The sequence below is a fragment of the Kribbella endophytica genome (assembly GCF_054781295.1).
In genome coordinates, this window is sequence record NZ_BAAGUR010000001.1 from 2,796,939 (window position 1) to 2,813,050 (window position 16,112).

12 protein-coding genes are annotated in these 16,112 nt (G+C 69.8%); 10 read left to right on the forward strand and 2 right to left on the reverse strand.

Annotation, left to right across the window (positions count from 1 at the left end; genetic code table 11):
- The first annotated feature begins 227 nt into the window (after positions 1–227).
- Positions 228–1,436, forward strand: coding sequence for an HNH endonuclease signature motif containing protein (locus ACYVIO_RS13365; protein WP_460651037.1), 1,209 nt, complete (start codon positions 228–230; stop codon positions 1,434–1,436).
- A gap of 1,030 nt (positions 1,437–2,466) precedes the next feature.
- On the opposite strand, the gene ACYVIO_RS13370 is transcribed toward ACYVIO_RS13365, so the two are convergent.
- On the reverse strand, positions 2,467–3,303 hold the full coding sequence (locus ACYVIO_RS13370; protein ID WP_460651038.1) for a hypothetical protein: 837 nt from the start codon (positions 3,301–3,303) through the stop codon (positions 2,467–2,469).
- A 438-nt stretch (positions 3,304–3,741) separates the two neighbouring features.
- Between ACYVIO_RS13370 and ACYVIO_RS13375 the strand changes: the two genes are divergently transcribed.
- Complete coding sequence (locus tag ACYVIO_RS13375; protein ID WP_460651039.1) at positions 3,742–4,191, forward strand: hypothetical protein; 450 nt, start codon at positions 3,742–3,744, stop codon at positions 4,189–4,191.
- 74 nt (positions 4,192–4,265) lie between these two features.
- On the opposite strand, the gene eat is transcribed toward ACYVIO_RS13375, so the two are convergent.
- A complete protein-coding gene (gene eat / locus ACYVIO_RS13380; protein ID WP_460651040.1) occupies positions 4,266–5,705 on the reverse strand; it encodes an ethanolamine permease in 1,440 nt (479 codons plus the stop codon).
- A gap of 151 nt (positions 5,706–5,856) precedes the next feature.
- Here eat and ACYVIO_RS13385 point away from each other — a divergent pair, with 151 nt between their 5' ends.
- The 8 genes from ACYVIO_RS13385 (at position 5,857) to ACYVIO_RS13420 (ending at position 15,989) form a co-directional block, all read left to right on the forward strand.
- Complete coding sequence (locus ACYVIO_RS13385; RefSeq protein ID WP_460651041.1) at positions 5,857–7,221, forward strand: glutamine synthetase family protein; 1,365 nt, start codon at positions 5,857–5,859, stop codon at positions 7,219–7,221.
- A gap of 18 nt (positions 7,222–7,239) precedes the next feature.
- Positions 7,240–7,980, forward strand: coding sequence for a gamma-glutamyl-gamma-aminobutyrate hydrolase family protein (locus tag ACYVIO_RS13390; protein ID WP_460651042.1), 741 nt, complete (start codon positions 7,240–7,242; stop codon positions 7,978–7,980).
- Positions 7,977–9,335 (forward strand): aldehyde dehydrogenase family protein, encoded by a 1,359-nt coding sequence (locus ACYVIO_RS13395; RefSeq protein ID WP_460651043.1) that lies wholly within the window; start codon positions 7,977–7,979, stop codon positions 9,333–9,335. Before ACYVIO_RS13390 ends, ACYVIO_RS13395 begins: the two co-directional genes overlap by 4 nt.
- Entirely contained in the window at positions 9,336–10,115 is a 780-nt protein-coding gene (locus tag ACYVIO_RS13400) for a 3-oxoacyl-ACP reductase (RefSeq protein WP_460651044.1), read from the forward strand.
- A gap of 114 nt (positions 10,116–10,229) precedes the next feature.
- Positions 10,230–10,955, forward strand: coding sequence for a FadR/GntR family transcriptional regulator (locus ACYVIO_RS13405; RefSeq protein ID WP_460651045.1), 726 nt, complete (start codon positions 10,230–10,232; stop codon positions 10,953–10,955).
- Positions 10,956–11,161: 206 nt separating this feature from the next.
- The gene (locus ACYVIO_RS13410; RefSeq protein WP_460651046.1) at positions 11,162–13,921 is read left to right on the forward strand and encodes a helix-turn-helix transcriptional regulator; all 2,760 of its coding nucleotides are present in this window, start codon (positions 11,162–11,164) and stop codon (positions 13,919–13,921) included.
- A 34-nt stretch (positions 13,922–13,955) separates the two neighbouring features.
- Positions 13,956–14,855: an AraC family transcriptional regulator gene (locus ACYVIO_RS13415; RefSeq protein ID WP_460651047.1), complete on the forward strand. Its 900-nt coding sequence runs from the start codon at positions 13,956–13,958 to the stop codon at positions 14,853–14,855.
- A 111-nt stretch (positions 14,856–14,966) separates the two neighbouring features.
- The gene (locus tag ACYVIO_RS13420) at positions 14,967–15,989 is read left to right on the forward strand and encodes an aldo/keto reductase (RefSeq protein WP_460651048.1); all 1,023 of its coding nucleotides are present in this window, start codon (positions 14,967–14,969) and stop codon (positions 15,987–15,989) included.
- The last annotated feature ends 123 nt before the right edge of the window (positions 15,990–16,112 follow it).

Genomic DNA, 16,112 nt, shown 5'->3' on the forward strand with positions numbered 1-16,112 from the left:
ACAAGAACCAACAACCAAAGACAACAACAAAGAGAGAGTTCGGAACGCAGTCACTGGCTGAGGTCCGCGCCGACCTACCGCAAGCGTGGGGCTGAGGAGCGGTGTCAGTCCACTTGGTCATGCGGGACTCTCGACGAGTCTGACCGGATCCGGACAACTTGTCATAACCCCTTAAAAACAAGGCTTTCCATCGAAAACTGTCGGCGGCGGGGTTCATGCTCTTCTGCATGACGTACTGCGACGAGCGGCCCCCGTGGTCCATGACCGGCAGCGAAATGCTGTCGGCGCTCGACGCTGCCCAAGCCGAGATCGCCCGCGTGCAGGCCTACCGCCTGCGGTTGTTGTCGGCCCTGGAAATCAACGGCCATGCCGCCGAGATCGGTGCTCGGGACACGGTGCAGCTAATCGCGGTCCGGCACCGCTTGGATCCGGCGGAGGTCCGGCGGGACCTCCGCCTGGCCACGGCGCTGCCGAAGTACGGCGACGTTCAAGCAGCCCTCCACGGCACCGGCGAGCCCCCAGCCGCAGGCCCCGCCGTGGGCGAGCCGGTGCTGCATGTGGGACAAGCCGAGGCCATCGTCACCACCCTCGAACGCATCCCCGCCACCGCAATGGTCTCCGTCGAGACCCTCCAAGTCGCCGAACACGAACTCGTCAAAGCCGCCCAGACCCTCTGCCCAGGAGACTTGCGCAAACTCGGCAAACACATCCGCAACACCCTCGACACCGACGGCCCCGAACCCGAAGCCCAAGCCCTGGCCGCCGAAACCCTCTGGTTGAAGCGCGGCGAACTAGGCACTGAGTTCGGCGGCTACCTAGCCGGCGACAACGCCGAACTTCTCCACACCCTGATCTTCGCCGGCGCCAAACCCCACCAGACCCCCGACGGCGCCCGCGACCCCCGCAGCCGCGGCAAACGCCAAGCCGACGCCCTCACCGCCATCCTCACCACTGCCGCATCCACCGGCACAGCAGCCCCCGCCCACGGCGACATCAAACCCCACATCACCGTCACTGTTGATCTCAACGACCTGACAGCGGGTATCGGCGCAGGCACCCTCGCCTCCGGCGCCACCTTGTCCACCAGCGCCGTACGCCGCCTAGCCTGCGACGCCGGCATCATCCCGCTGGTCCTCGGCTCCAACTCAGAGCCCCTGGACGTAGGTACCGAACACCGCTTCGTCACCCGAGCCATCCGCCAAACCCTCAACGCCCGCGACAAAGGCTGCGTCATCTGCCAGGCCCCACCCGCAATGTGCGAAGCCCACCACCTGGTCCACTGGGCCGACGGCGGCCCCACCACCATCACCAACCTCGCCCTGCTCTGCAAAGCCCACCACATCGACGTCCACCACAACCACTGGACCATCACCATGAACCAAGGCCACCCCCAGGCCAACCGCCCCACCTGGGCCGACAAAACCAAACCCCCGTGAGCCCGCAGCCGCGCCAAGAACGACAAGCCCCGAATCCGGCCGCCCCCAATCCGACAGCACCGTCGCTGAGCCGACGGCCAACCAGGGCGCGCCCTCTTCGGATCACTCACACGTCCGTTCGACAGCGGACGGTCCGCCGCCCGGTACGTGGGGTCGGCCAGCTCCGGACCATCCTCTAGCCGCGCGCGGCGCAGCCCACTGGCCTGCCGGCTGCTCCAACCTGACGTAGAACGGCGCGCCCAAGCCGGCCAACGCACCCACGCGTGTATCCGGCCGCTGGCGGAGAGCAGCCGCTGGGGTGCCGGACCGCTGGCGGAGAGCAGACGCTGGGTGTCGGAGCGCTGGCGGTCGCGTGCTTCGTGATCCCCGTGCTGGAGCCCGGCGGTGCGCCACCGCAGCCCAACCAGCGGGGCTGCAGGGCAAGGAGCAGGTCGTCGTGCTCGGGCCGGGGCCTGGATCGGGGTTGCGAGCGGCTGACTACGGGTTCGAAGCACGGTTCAGTAGGTCGACCCGGTCCTCGTGCTCGTAGTGGTCTGCCGGCACGAGTCGCCGCTCCGCCGGCTTTTAGACTTCCTCGGCCAGCCGAGAGCGACGAGCGCGCCCGGTACGTTCCCGACAGGTCAGCTGGCCTGGCCGACTGGCGGTCCTGCCTGACCAGCGAACTGGCCGTCCCTGCCTGACCGGCGGTCCGGCAGGGACCGGCGGTCAGGCGAACCGGCGGTCCGGCGAACCGGCGGTCCGGCGAACCGGCGGTCCGGCGAACCGGCGGTCCGGCGGTATCGGTCTACCGGCGTCTGCGTTCTGGGAATCGGCTGGTGGTCCTCGTGTGCTGGTGGGTAGGTGATGTTGTCGCGCAGGGGAGACCGGTGGCCTGCTGCTGCGGCCGATGAGCAGCCCTGTTGGTTCGACGGTGGCAGGGCCGACGTACTGATGTCTACGTGTGCGTCGGCGAGTACGGCGACGACGTCGGGGTCCTTGCTGTTTCGGCGGTTCTCGTATGTCGGTGCCGGCTGGTGGGGGCGGAATGCGCTCAGGTGGGTGGGGTCGGGAAGTGCGCGTCGACAGGGGGTGGGGCGAAGAGGTGTTTGGCGGTTTGGACGGTGGCGGTGAGGTAGAGCAGGGCAGTGGCGGCGCCGGTGAGGACTGTGACGGTTGAGGGTGCTCCGGCGGCGCTGGCGATGAGGGCTCCGAGGGTGCCGGCGACCATCGTGTTGACGATGGTCACGAACATCGTCGTACTGGCCAGGTGGTGGGTCGCGACCGGACGGGTTCCCATCGTGTACGTCGTCAGCACCCCGGCCGGGTCGTCGTGCCAGGACGTGACGAAGTAGTTCGCCAGCGTCGGGTCCATCTCGAGGTACGCGGCGCGCAGCCGGTTCATCCCAGTGACGAGCGCTACGTCGTCCGCGGTCGCGTTGTGTACGCGGAGGGCGGTGAGCGTGCCGAGGACCAGCACGACCGAGCTCAGGCCGATCGAGAGCACTTTGAACGCGTGGCCGAACCCGGAGGCCTGCGTCACCAGCGCGATCACCACCAGCGATGCCGACGCGACGGTGAGGTGGATGGAGATCCTGCTCATCACCTCCGACCAGATCGTGCCGCGCGTCCCGAGCAGACTCCAGTGCTCGGTGGCGAGCAACGTCGCCCGGACCGCGTCCGGTACACCCGCCGGTGCACCGACCTGTGCCGCCGGCGCACCGACCTGTGCCGCCGGCGCCCCGGCCGGTGCCACTGGCGCAGCTGCCGCTTCCGCCTGCGCTGACGACGTACCTACCGTTGCTGCCTGCGCTGCCTGCGCCGCGGGCGGGCCGCCGGCAGCTCCTGAGGCAGCTGGTACGGCGGGAGGTTCGCTGCGGGATGACGGCATGGTCTCTCCTCGGGGACGCGGACGGTCGCACCCCGTCGGCCATCCAGTTGGCGTCGACCGATGCGGCGCCCCGCCATTGTCAACCCGCTGCGACCTCAACCGCTGCAGCCTCAACCCGGTGCAGCGCCAGGTTCGACCTACGACTGCACCGAGTCGCCCTACGACAGCGCCGAATTGGCCAATGGCAGCACCGAGTTGGCCAATGGCAGCGCCGAATCGCTCCACGACCGCTCCGACTTGGCGTGTTGGACAGCGGCGAACTCCTCCTCGGGACAAGGTGGTGGCGGCTGTGGAACAGAAGTAGGCGCTGGCAGCGGCGAAGACGGAAGCCGTGAGGCCGGCGGTGATGTCACTACCTGCAACTACCTGGTGTTGCCGTCGGCTTCGGGAGAAAACTGGGACCGATCGAACCCCTTACGCCTGAGAGCGAGCCCTCCGATGACCTTCTTCCGTACCGTCGCCGCGGCGAGTTTCGCCGCTGTCGCCGTCGTGACCGCCACCCAGGCGCCCGCCTCGGCGAGTGTTCAGTACGCGCGGGACCACATCCCGAAGCTGTGTGTCTTCGGCTCGGTCATCGACCCGGACTGCAACGAGTTCGCCGAGGGGTACATCACCTGGGGCAACCGGACGGCGACCATCACCGTCACGGTCGGGGACAAGTCGACCGGTGGCACCACGCGGGTCTTCTTCGACGCCTTCGCGGGCTCCACCAAGGTCGACAGCGATGTCCGTTCGGCCGGCAACGTCACGGTCACCTTCACCCCCTTCGCCATCGGCAATCCGGGCCTGCCCGGCGGCATCAACCGGATCCGGACCCAGGTCTGCTACTTCAAGCCCGACGGCCAGCGCATCGCCTGCAGCGGTCAGTGGAACGACATCCGCGACTGACCCGTGCCGTCCCAAGAGCCGGATCCCTCGCTGTGCAAGGGATCCGGCTCTTGCTACGACAGCTCCGACTCGCTCTACGACAGCTCCGACTCCGCTTGCTGGATGGCGGCGAACTCTTCTTCCGGGGCTGAGGCGACCAGGTGGTGGCGGCTGTAGAACCAGAAGTAGGCGAGGGCTACGACGAAGAGGGCGGCGGTGATGCCTGCGGCGAGTTTGTCGACGAAGAAGGTGGCGACGACCGCGATGACGGCGAGGACGAGGGCGATGCCGGTGGTGATGGTGCCGCCGGGGGTGCGGTACGGGCGGGCCAGGTCGGGTTCGCGGACGCGGAGGACGATGTGGGACAGCGTCATCAGGACGTACGAGACCGTGGCGCCGAAGACCGCGATGTTGATCAGGAGGGCGCCGTCCTGGGTGATGGCGGCGAGCAGGAAGCCGATGGCGCCGGGGACGAGCAGGGCCAGGTACGGCGTCTTGCGCTTGCCGGTGACGGACAGGAAGCGCGGGAGGTAGCCGGCGCGAGACAAGGCGAAGAGCTGACGGGAGTAGGCGTAGACGATGGAGAAGAAGCTCGCGACCAGGCCTGCCAGGCCTACGTAGTTGACGAAATCGGCGACCCAGGGGTCTCCGCCTAGTGCGGTACGAAGGGCCAGGGGCAGAGGATTGTCCGAGTCGGCGACAACAGATGAACCAGCTCCGCCGGCGGTGAAGACGAGCATCAGCGCGGCGAAGACGAGCAGGATGCCCATCGCGGTGATGATCCCGCGCGGCATGTCGCGAACGGGGTCGCGCGCTTCCTCGGCGGCCAGCGGCACGCCCTCGACGGCCAGGAAGAACCAGATCCCGTAGACCAGCGCGGCCAGCACCCCGGCGTACCCGAACGGGATGAACTCGCTCGCCCCCGCGGCGTCGTTCGGCACGATGTCGAACAGCTTGTCGGCGTCGAACTGCGGCACCATCGCGACCACGAACACCACCAGCGCGACCACCGCGACCACGGTGATGCCGAGTGTCAGCCGCAGCGCCTCGCCCACGCCGTACAGGTGGATGCCGATGAAGATCACGTAGCAGCCCAGGTAGACCGGCCAGCTCGACGTGAGCCCGAAGAGCCCGAGCGCCTCGATGTAGCCGCCGATGAACGTCGCGATCGCGGCCGGCGCGATCGCGTACTCGATCAGGATCGCCGTACCGGTAGCAAATCCACCCAGCGGTCCCAGCGCCCGCCGCGCGAAGCCGTACCCGGCGCCCGCGACCGGGATCGCCGACGCGAGCTCGGCCAGCCCGAACACCATGCAGGTGTACATCGTGGCCATCAGCACGGTCGCGATCAGCAGCCCGCCCCAGCCGCCCTCGGCCAGGCCAAAGTTCCAGCCGGCGAAGTCGCCGGAGATGACGTAGGCGACACCGAGTCCGGCCAGCAGCACCCAGCCGGCCGCGCCCCGGCGCAGCTGGCGTTGCTCCAGGTACTCCTTGCCCACCTGCTGGTAGTCGACGCGCGAGGTCTTCCGGCTCATCGTGGCTCCAATGGTCTACGGGCATACCACTAGGAATGGCCACGAGGTTCCTCGCGCCGGACCCCTGTGTCAAGGGAACGGACACATTGACATCGCGCCGGAGCCTTGCGTCAATGGACTGTCTGCAGACCAATGAAACCCGGGAGAGACCGTGGCATCGAGCACCGGCAAGCTGACCGTGCAGCAACTGCGGGACCTGGTGGGCAAGGGGGAGATCGACACCGTCCTGGTCGCGATCACCGACATGCAGGGCCGGCTGCAGGGCAAACGCTGCGGTGCGCGCTACTTCCTCGAGGAGGTGGTGCAGCACGGGACCGAGGGCTGCAACTACCTGCTCGCCGTCGACGTCGACATGAACACCGTCGACGGCTACGAGATGTCCTCGTGGGAGTCCGGGTACGGCGACCTCCTGATGGCTCCCGACCTCGCCACGCTGAGAGTCCTGCCCTGGCTCGAAGGCACCGCCCTGGTGATCTGCGACGTCCAGTGGCTCGACGGCAAGCCGATGCCGGCCAGCCCGCGGCAGATCCTCAAGGCGCAGCTCGACCGGCTCGCCGAGCGCGGCCTCACGGCGTTCGTCGGCACCGAGCTCGAGTTCATCGTGTTCAACGACACCTTCGAGCAGGCCTGGTCCAAGACGTACAAGGATCTCGACCCGGCGAACCAGTACAACGTCGACTACTCGCTGCTCGGCACCGCGCGGATCGAGCCGCTGTTGCGCGATATCCGCAACTCGATGGAGGGCGCCGGCCTGTACGTCGAGTCCGCCAAGGGCGAGTGCAACCTCGGCCAGCAGGAGATCGCCTTCCGGTACGACGAAGCGCTGAAGACCTGCGACAACCACTCGATCTACAAGACCGGCGCGAAGGAGATCGCGGTCAAGCACGGTAAGTGCCTCACCTTCATGGCCAAGTACGACGAGCGCGAGGGCAACTCCTGCCACATCCACCTGAGCTTCCGCGGCGCCGACGGGGACCCGGTCCTGGCCGGCGATCGCGAGCACGGGTTCAGCGTGCTGATGGAGCAGTTCATCGCCGGCCAGCTCGCCTGCCTGCCCGAGCTCACGTACCTGCTCGCTCCGAACATCAACTCGTACAAGCGTTTCCAGCCCGGCAGCTTCGCGCCGACTGCAGTCGCTTGGGGCCTCGACAACCGCACCTGCGCGCTGCGCGTCGTCGGCCACGGCCAGTCGTTGCGCGTCGAGAATCGCTTACCTGGCGGCGATGTGAACCCGTACCTCGCCGTCGCCGCGCTGATCGCGTCCGGCCTGCACGGCATCGAGAACGAGCTTGAGCTCGAGCCGCTGCTGGCCGGGAACGCCTACACCAGCGACAAGCCGCACGTCCCGACCACGCTGCGTGAGGCGTCGGCGCTGTTCGGCGGGTCGAAGCTGGCCCGCGAGGCGTTCGGCGACGAGATGGTCGACCACTACCTCAACGCGGCCAGGGTGGAGCTGGACGCGTACGACGCAGCCGTCACCGACTGGGAGCGCGTCCGTGGCTTCGAGAGGTTGTAAATTTTGAAAAGCGTTGAAGTGCCTTCCGCCGACCCTTCGGGCACGGAGGGTCGGAGTCGGCCCCGGATCGGCATCACCACGTACCTCGAGCCGACCATCTGGGGTGTCTGGGAACGTGACGCGGCGTTGTTGCCCAGGGTCTATCTCGATTCGGTCGTCGCGGCCGGCGGTACGCCGATCCTGCTTCCGCCCGTCGGCACCGACCCGTCGATCCTGGACATCCTCGACGGGCTCGTGATCGCCGGCGGGTGCGATGTCGATCCCACCTCGTACGGCGCTGTGCCGCACTCCGAGACGGTCGACACCAGACCGGGCCGTGACGACCACGAGAAGGTCCTCATCGAGGCCGCCCTCGACAGAGACCTCCCGCTGCTCGCGATCTGTCGCGGCCTGCAGATGCTCAACGTCACGCTCGGCGGCACCCTGCAGCAGCACCTGCCCGAGGCGGTCGGCCACGACGAGCACCGCCCGTCGCCCGCGATCTTCGGCCGGACCGACGTGAAGATCGACCCGGACACCCTCACCAGTCGGCTGTTCGGCGACCGCACCACCGTGCACTGCTACCACCACCAGGCCATCGACGTCGTCGCCGACGACCTGCACGTGACCGCCCGCGCGGGCGACGGCACGGTCGAAGCGGCGGAGGTCAACGGCCACGCCTTCGCGCTCGGCGTGCAGTGGCACCCCGAGGAGAACCCCGACGACCTGCGGCTGTTCGCCGCCCTGGTCGCCGAAGCAACGAGGAGAAGAACCCCGTGACGTACGACGTGATCAACCCGGCCACCGAGAAGGTGGTCCGCACGGTCGAGCTCGCAACCGAGGAGCAGACCGACGCGGCCATCCGACGCGCTGCCGAGGCGTTCACCACCTGGCGCGCGGTCGCCCCGGCGGACCGCGGCCGCCTGCTGCGCCGGTTCGCCGACGCGGTCGACGCCGACCTGGAGAACCTGGCCGCGCTCGAGGTCGAGAATGCCGGCCACACGATCGGCAACGCCCGCTGGGAAGCGGGCAACGTCCGCGACGTCCTGCACTACTACTCGGCCGCGCCCGAGCGGCTGTTCGGCCGGCAGATTCCCGTTGCCGGAGGCATCGATCTGACCGTGGCCGAGCCGCTCGGTGTGGTCGGCGTGATCGTGCCGTGGAACTTCCCGATGCCGATCGCCGGCTGGGGCTTCGCACCGGCGCTGGCGGCCGGCAACACCGTCGTACTGAAGCCCGCCGAGCTCACCCCGCTGACCGCGATCCGCCTCGGCGAGCTGGCGCTGGAGGCGGGGATCCCGCCGGGCGTGCTGGAGATCGTTCCGGGCGCGGGCAAGGTCGTCGGGCAGCGGTTCGTGACCCACCCGGCCGTGCGCAAGGTGGTGTTCACCGGCTCGACCGGCGTCGGCAAGCAGGTGATGGCGGGCTGCGCGGACCAGGTGAAGCGGGTGACGCTGGAGCTCGGTGGCAAGTCCGCGAACGTCGTCTTCGCCGACGCGGACCTGGAGAAGGCCGCCGCGCAGGCGCCGTACGGCGTGTTCGACAACGCCGGGCAGGACTGCTGCGCGCGGTCGCGGATCCTGGTCGAGCGGTCGGTGCACGACCGGTTCCTGGAGCTGCTCGAGCCCGCGGTCAAGGGCGTTCGCGTGGGCGATCCGAGCAGCGAGCAGACCGAGATGGGGCCGCTGATCTCGGCGCAGCAGCTCGAGCGGGTGGCGTCGTACGTCGACGACAGCGCGGTCGCGTTCCGCGGTACGGCGCCGGACGGGCCGGGGTTCTGGTTCCCGCCGACTGTCCTGACCGGGCTCGCGGAGGATGCACCGGCGCTGACCGAGGAGATCTTCGGCCCGGTCGTCGTGGTGGTCCCGTTCGACGACGAGGCCGACGCGATCCGGCGCGCCAACGACTCGGCGTACGGGCTGTCCGGTTCGATCTGGACCCGGGACGTCGGGCGCGCGCTGCGGGTCAGCCGCGGGATCGAGGCCGGCAACCTGTCGGTCAACTCGCACTCGTCGGTGCGCTACTCCACGCCGTTCGGCGGCTTCAAGCAGTCCGGGCTCGGCCGCGAGCTCGGTCCGGACGCGCTGGCCGCGTTCACCGAGACCAAGAACATCTTCATCTCCACGGAGGACTGAATGACTGACGTGAAGGCGCACCGCCTCGAAGGCCGCGTCGCCGTCGTGACCGGCGGCGCGAGTGGCATCGGCCTGGCGAGCGTACGGCGGCTCGCGGCCGAGGGCGCGAAGGTCGTGATCGGCGACCTCGACCCGGTGGCCGGCAAGACCGCGGCCGACGAGGTCGGCGGGCTGTTCGTGCCGACCGACGTGACCGACGGCACGGGCGTGGACAACCTGTTCCAGCAGGCCTTCGACACCTACGGGTCGGTCGACGTCGCGTTCAACAACGCGGGCATCTCGCCGCCCGAGGACGCCTCGATCCTGGACACCGGGCTGGAGGCGTGGCGCAAGGTGCAGGAGGTCAACCTGACGTCGGTCTACCTGTGCTGCAAGGCGGCGATCCCGTACATGCAGCGCCAAGGCAAGGGATCGATCATCAACACCGCGTCGTTCGTCGCGGTGATGGGCGCGGCGACGTCGCAGATCTCGTACTCCGCGTCGAAGGGCGGCGTACTGGCGATGAGCCGCGAGCTGGGCGTCGAGTTCGCCCGCCAGGGGATTCGTGTGAACGCGCTCTGCCCGGGGCCGGTGAACACGCCGCTGCTGCAGGAGCTGTTCGCGGCCGATCCCGAGCGCGCCGAGCGCCGTCTGGTGCACGTCCCGATGGGCCGCTTCGGCGAACCCGAGGAGATCGCCGCGGCGGTCGCGTTCCTCGCGTCGGACGACTCGTCGTTCATCACCGCCAACACGTTCCTCGTCGACGGCGGCATCTCCGGCTCGTACGTCACACCCCTCTAGCGCGACTTTGAGCACCGGCCAGTCACGCGAGGTCCGTGGAGACGGCTGGTCGGTGCTCAAAGTCGAGGGGGCGGGGGAATTAGGGTGAGGGGACTGACGGGGAGAGGTGGCGGTGTGGTCGAGGAGGCGCGAGCTGGGGAGGCGCTGTTCCGGCCGGTGCGGGCGGGCAACCCGTTCGAGGAGACCGTCGAGCGGCTGCTGCAGTCGATCAAGCTCGGCGTGGTCGGCCCGGGCGAACGCCTGCCGTCCGAGCGCGACCTCGCGGCGCGGCTCAACGTCTCCCGCGTCACCTTGCGGGAGGCGATCCGCGCGCTCACCGAGGCCGGGTACGTCGAGTCCCGCCGCGGCCGGTACGGCGGAACGTTCGTCAACGCCCGCCTGCCGAGGCCGAAGCGTGTCGGTGCGAAGAAGCTGGTCAGAGAGCTCGGTGACGGACTCGAGGACGCTCTGGTCTTTCGCGGCGCACTGGAGGTCGGTGCGGCCGAGGCCGCGGCCTCTCGCGCACTCGGCGTCGAGGAGCACGACCATCTCACCCGCTGCTTGGCCGACACCGCGACCGCCAAGCTGACCGACTACCGGCGGATGGACTCGCGGCTGCACCTTGCGATCGCCGAGGTGAGCGGTTCGCCGTCGCTGACCACCGCGGTGGCCGACGTACGGATGCGGCTGAACGCCCTGCTCGACGCGATCCCGCTGCTCGAACGCAACATCGTGCACTCCGACGAGCAGCACCGGCAGATCGTCGACGCGATCCTGGCCGGCGACGCGCCCGCGGCGCGCACGGCGATGCAGGAACACCTCGCGGGGACGGCCGCGCTGCTTCGGGCTTTCCTCAGTTGATCCGACAATGTGGGAGGTTCAGACGGGAAATTCGGCGTCTTGACGGGCGACACGCCGGACGTTTGTGCATCGCCGAACCGGGGCCGCCGTGAACAGATGGGTAACGAGGGGGTGGCGTCCGGATATCCGTGTGTGACACTCGCCGTGTCCAGTGGCACTCGACTGTGATGTCCGCGAATGTAATCCTTCGGGGAGAATGTTGATCGATGACTGACGACGAGCTGGTCGGGCGCGCCGGACTGGTCGAGCGCGCGCGGACGCAGCTCGAGACCAGTGGCTCCGTGCTGCTCTACGGCCCGACCGGAATCGGCAAGTCCGCCCTCGGCCGCGCGCTCGTCGCCGACCGCGCCCGTTCCGGCTGGCGCGTGCTGAGCGCTGCGCCGTCCCAGAGCGAGGCCGGCCTGCCGTACGTCACGCTGCTGGACCTCCTGTCCAACCAGCTCGAGCTGGCCTGGCAGGTGCTGCCCGACCACCTGCGGCAGCCGCTGGAGGTCGCGCTGCTCAAGGCCAGCGCGCCGGACACGGTCCGGGACGAGCTGGCCGTGCGCCTCGCCGTACTGCACGTACTGCGGCGCCTGGCGGCGTCCGGGCCGGTGCTGCTCGTCGTGGACGACATCCAGTGGGTCGACCCGTCCAGTCTCGAAGTGCTGACCTTCTGCGCCCGCCGGCTGACCGAGGGCGTGCACATGCTGGCCACCGAGCAGGTGGCCGACGGCGACCTCCCGACGATGGCTGAGGCGTGCCCGGAGCCGGTGCTGCAGCTGGAGGTGCCGCCGCTGGCTGAGCCCGACGTACTGGCTCTGCTGCGCAACCGGCTGTCCAGTCCGCTCCCGGTACGGACCGCCCGCCGCATCTACACCGCCAGCGACGGCAACCCGTTCATGGCGCTCGAGCTGGGCCGTGCGGTGCTGCGGCACCCGCAGGGCGTCTCGCCGAACGACCCGCTCCCGGTGTCGAGCCGGCTGAAGACGCTGCTCGGCGACCGCCTGGCAGACCTCAGTACGGCGACGCACGAGCTGCTCCTGCACGCCTCCGCCTCGCCGCGTCCGACCACCTCCCAGCTGGCTGCCGCGCTGGGCCGCTCGGTCGACGCCGAGCTGGCCGAGGCGGAGGGGCTCGGGCTGATCGACGTCTCGTCGGAGCGGCTGCGGTTCAACCACCCGCTGCTGCGCGAGTTCGTGTACGCCGAAGCGACGTCGGCCGCGCGACGGCAGGCACACGCCCGGCTGGCCGCGGTGGTCGAGGAGCCGGTCGAGAACGCCACTCACCGGGCCCTGGCGACCCAGGAGGCCGATGCGGACCTCGCTGCCGCGCTGGAGGAGGCCGGGACGACCGCAGGCGCCCGTGGCGCGCTGGGCGCCGCCGCGACGCTCTGGCGCCTGGCGGCCGACAGGACCCCGGCCGACTCACCGGACGACCGGGCCAGGCGACTGACCCGAGCCGCTGACGACGCTGCGGCCGCTGGGCACTTGGTGGAGTCGGCGGAGATGGCTCGGCTCGCCGTACAGTCCGCGACCGTTGCCGAGGTCAAGGTGCCGGCCCTGCTGCTGCTCGTCGACGCGGCCTGGCCGGAGCGCGACCAGCGGATCGAGCTGCTCGCCGAGGCGTTCGAAGCCGCCGAGGGCAACGACCGGCTCGAGGCGCAGGTCCGGATCATGCGCAGTCACAGCGCGTACTTCGACCGCCGGCTCGACGACGCCCGCGAGGACGCGCGCATCGCCGAGGAGCTGGCCCGTCGCTGCGGCGACACCGAAGCGCTGGTCGACGCGTTGAGCGCGGCGCACCCGGTCGAGGTCGCGGTCGGTGGCGGCCAGACGTCGGACCGGCTGCTCGGTCTGGCCGGTGAGCTCGCGATCGGGCTGCCGCTGACCAAGAGCGTCGTGCACGCGCGGCAGATGGCCGCGATGCGTGAGCTGTTCCGCGGCAACAACGCGGCCGCGATCGAGGGCATCAGCACGCTCGTCGAGGAGGTCCGGGTCGGCGGCGCGGTGCGCTGGCTGGCCGGGATCCTGATCTCGGCGACCGCGATCTACGAGCGCAGCGGCCGTGGCGCCGACGCGCTGGCCTCCGGGCACGAGTGTCTCCAGCTGATGCAGGACCTGGGCGACGAGCCCGAGGTCGGCATGGTGATCGCCGCCCGCGCCGAGTGGGCCGGCGGTACGGCGACGATGGCGCGCGAGATGGCCGAAGCGTCGCTCGAAGCGGTGCGCGTGATCGGCAACGACGAGTGGACCGGTCCGGCGCTGTCCGCGGTCGGGCTGGTCGGCGTACTGGTCGGTGATCCGCAGCGCGCGGTCGAGGCTTTCGACGCGATCGCGGAGTCGGGGGAGGCGGCGATGCCGTACGACCCGGCCGTGATCCCGTGGCACGCGGACTACGCCGAGGCGCTGGTCGCCTCCGGCCGGCTGGACGACGCGGCCGCACTGATCGCGGAGATTCGCGAGCGGGCCGACACGCTCGACCGCGAGGTGGTCCGGGTCGGGCTGGCGCGGTCCGAGGCGCTGCTGATCGCCAAGCAGGGCGACCCGGCGGCGGCGCTCGACCTCCTGGAGAAGACGATCGCGACCGCGGGTGACCACGTGTACCCGCTCGACCTCGCGCGCTGCGAGCTCACCCGCGGACGGGTCGCGCGGCAGGCGCGACGGCGGTCGGTGGCCCGTACGGCGTTCCTGGACGCGATCGAGCAGTTCGAGCAGTACGGCGCGCCCGCCTGGCGGGAGGTCGCCGAGACGGAGCTCGCGCGGCTCGACGTACCGAGTCGTAGTCGGCAGCCGTCCGAGCTGACCGACAACGAGCTGCAGATCGTGGCGATGGTCCGAGACGGGTCCACCAACCGCGAGATCGCCGCCGCGCTGTACCTGAGCGTGAAGGCCGTCGAGTCGCAGCTCACCCGGCTGTACCGCCGCTTCGGCGTCGCCAACCGCACCCAACTGCTGCGCACGGTCGACCGGGGCCCGAACTCGTGAATCGCTGCCTTTGAGCGCGTGCTGAAATGGTCTTGTGAAGGAGTTTCGGGACCTTGTGGAGCGGCACGCGCGACCTGACCTGACGACGGCCATCGACGGGGTCCGGGTGTGCAGGGCCGACCGGGAGGTGGCGCCGGAGTCCGGCACGACCGGTACGGTCCTGGCGATCGTTGCCCAGGGCACCAAGCGGCTGGCGCTCGGGGAAGACCTCTTCGAGTACGGCCCCGGCCAGTACCTGGTTGCGTCGGTGGACCTCCCGGTGACCGGGCACTTCGTCGAGGCAACGCCGGCCGGCCCCGCGCTGGCGTTCGGGATGACGCTCGAGCCCGCCATGATCGCGGAAATGCTGCTGCAGGCCGGACCGGCGGACCTGCCCGAGACCTCGGGAGTCGCCCGGCCGGGGCTCGCGGTCAGTGACGCACCGGCGGAGTTGCTCGACGCCGTCGTACGGCTGCTGCGTCTGCTCGACCGGCCGCGGGACCGCAGGACGCTGGTCCCGCTGGTCAAACGTGAGATCCTGTGGCTGCTGATGACCGGCGAGCACGGTGACGCCGTCCGCCAGCTCGGTCTCGCGGACAGCAGTCTGAGTCACGTCGCGCAGGCGGTGCGCTGGATCCGGGACAACTACACCGAGCCCTTCCGGGTCGAGGAGGTGGCGGGCCGGTCCGGGATGAGCGCCTCCGCCTTCCACCGGAACTTCCAGGTGGTGACGGGAATGAGCCCGATCCGTTTCCAGAAGCAGATCCGCCTGCAGGCCGCGCGGCTGCTCCTGGTGAACCGCCCGAACGACGTCACCGGCGTCGGCCACGAGGTCGGCTACGACAGCGCGTCCCAGTTCAGCCGCGAGTACCGCCGCGAGTTCGGCGCCCCACCCAGCATCGACGCGGCCCGGCTGCGCGGCCGCACCGACCTGGCGGCCGCCGCGCTGCCGTGACGGACGTGCTCGGGAGGATTGTGCAAGCAGGCGAGAGGATCTTGCTGGTTCGGTGATCGCGCCGAAGGTTTCCTGGAAGTAGGCCGAACTGGCACCTTCCGAAGGAGAACGATGAAGTACCGCACGCTGGGACGCACCGGCATCGAGGTCAGCGCCTACTGCCTGGGCGCGATGAATTTCGGGGCCATGGGCAACGCCGACCACGACGACTCGGTGCGGATCGTGCACCGAGCGCTCGAGGGCGGGATCAACTTCGTCGACACCGCCGACGTCTACTCGGCCGGCGAGTCCGAGGTGATCCTCGGCAAGGCGCTCCAGGGTCGGCGCGACGACGTCGTACTGGCGAGCAAGCTGCACTACCCGATGGGCGACGGCCCGAACCGTGGCGGCAACTCGCGGCGCTGGATCGTCAAGGCGGTCGAGGACTCCCTGCGCCGGCTGCAGACCGACCACCTCGACCTGTACCAGGTGCACCGCCCCGACCCGTCGGTCGATCCGGAGGAGACCCTGTCGGCGCTGTCCGACCTGATCCACAGCGGCAAGGTCCGCGCGATCGGGACGTCGAGCTTCCCGGCCTCGGACATCGTCGAGGCCCAGTGGATCGCGGAACGGCGTGGGCTGGAGCGCTACCGCACCGAGCAGCCGCCGTACTCGATCATCAACCGCGGCATCGAGCGCGAGATCCTGCCCGTCGTCCAGCGCTACGGGATGGGCGCGCTGGTCTGGAGCCCGCTCGGCCAGGGCCTGCTCACGGGCCGGATCCGGAAGGGACAGCCGGCCGGGACGCAGCGGGCCGGTGCCATGCCGCAGCACTTCACCGACCAGCGCAAGCTCGACGTGGTCGAGCAGCTCGTTCCGCTCGCTTCGGAGGCGGGACTGTCCATGACGCATCTCGCGATGGCGTTCGCGATCGCCCATCCGGGCGTCACGTCGGCGATCATCGGGCCGCGCACCGGGGAACAGCTCGACGACCTGCTCGCGGGAGCCGACGTCACCCTGGACGACGAGATCCTGGACCGGATCGACGAGATCGCCCCACCGGGGACCGACGCCGGCCCGAACGACGTCGCCTACACCCCGAGCTTGAGCCTGGCGGAGCGGCGGCGGCCCCGCGGTGAGCGTGCGGCCGCCTGAGGGCTGGGCACAGGTTAACCCTTGATGTGACCCGCCAGTAGCTTCTTTCGCTTGCGAGTCGGCGCGGCCGTCGAGCAGGGTCGATCTCACGTAGAGAGCTCGCCCCTCTGTGGGGCGGCCGAG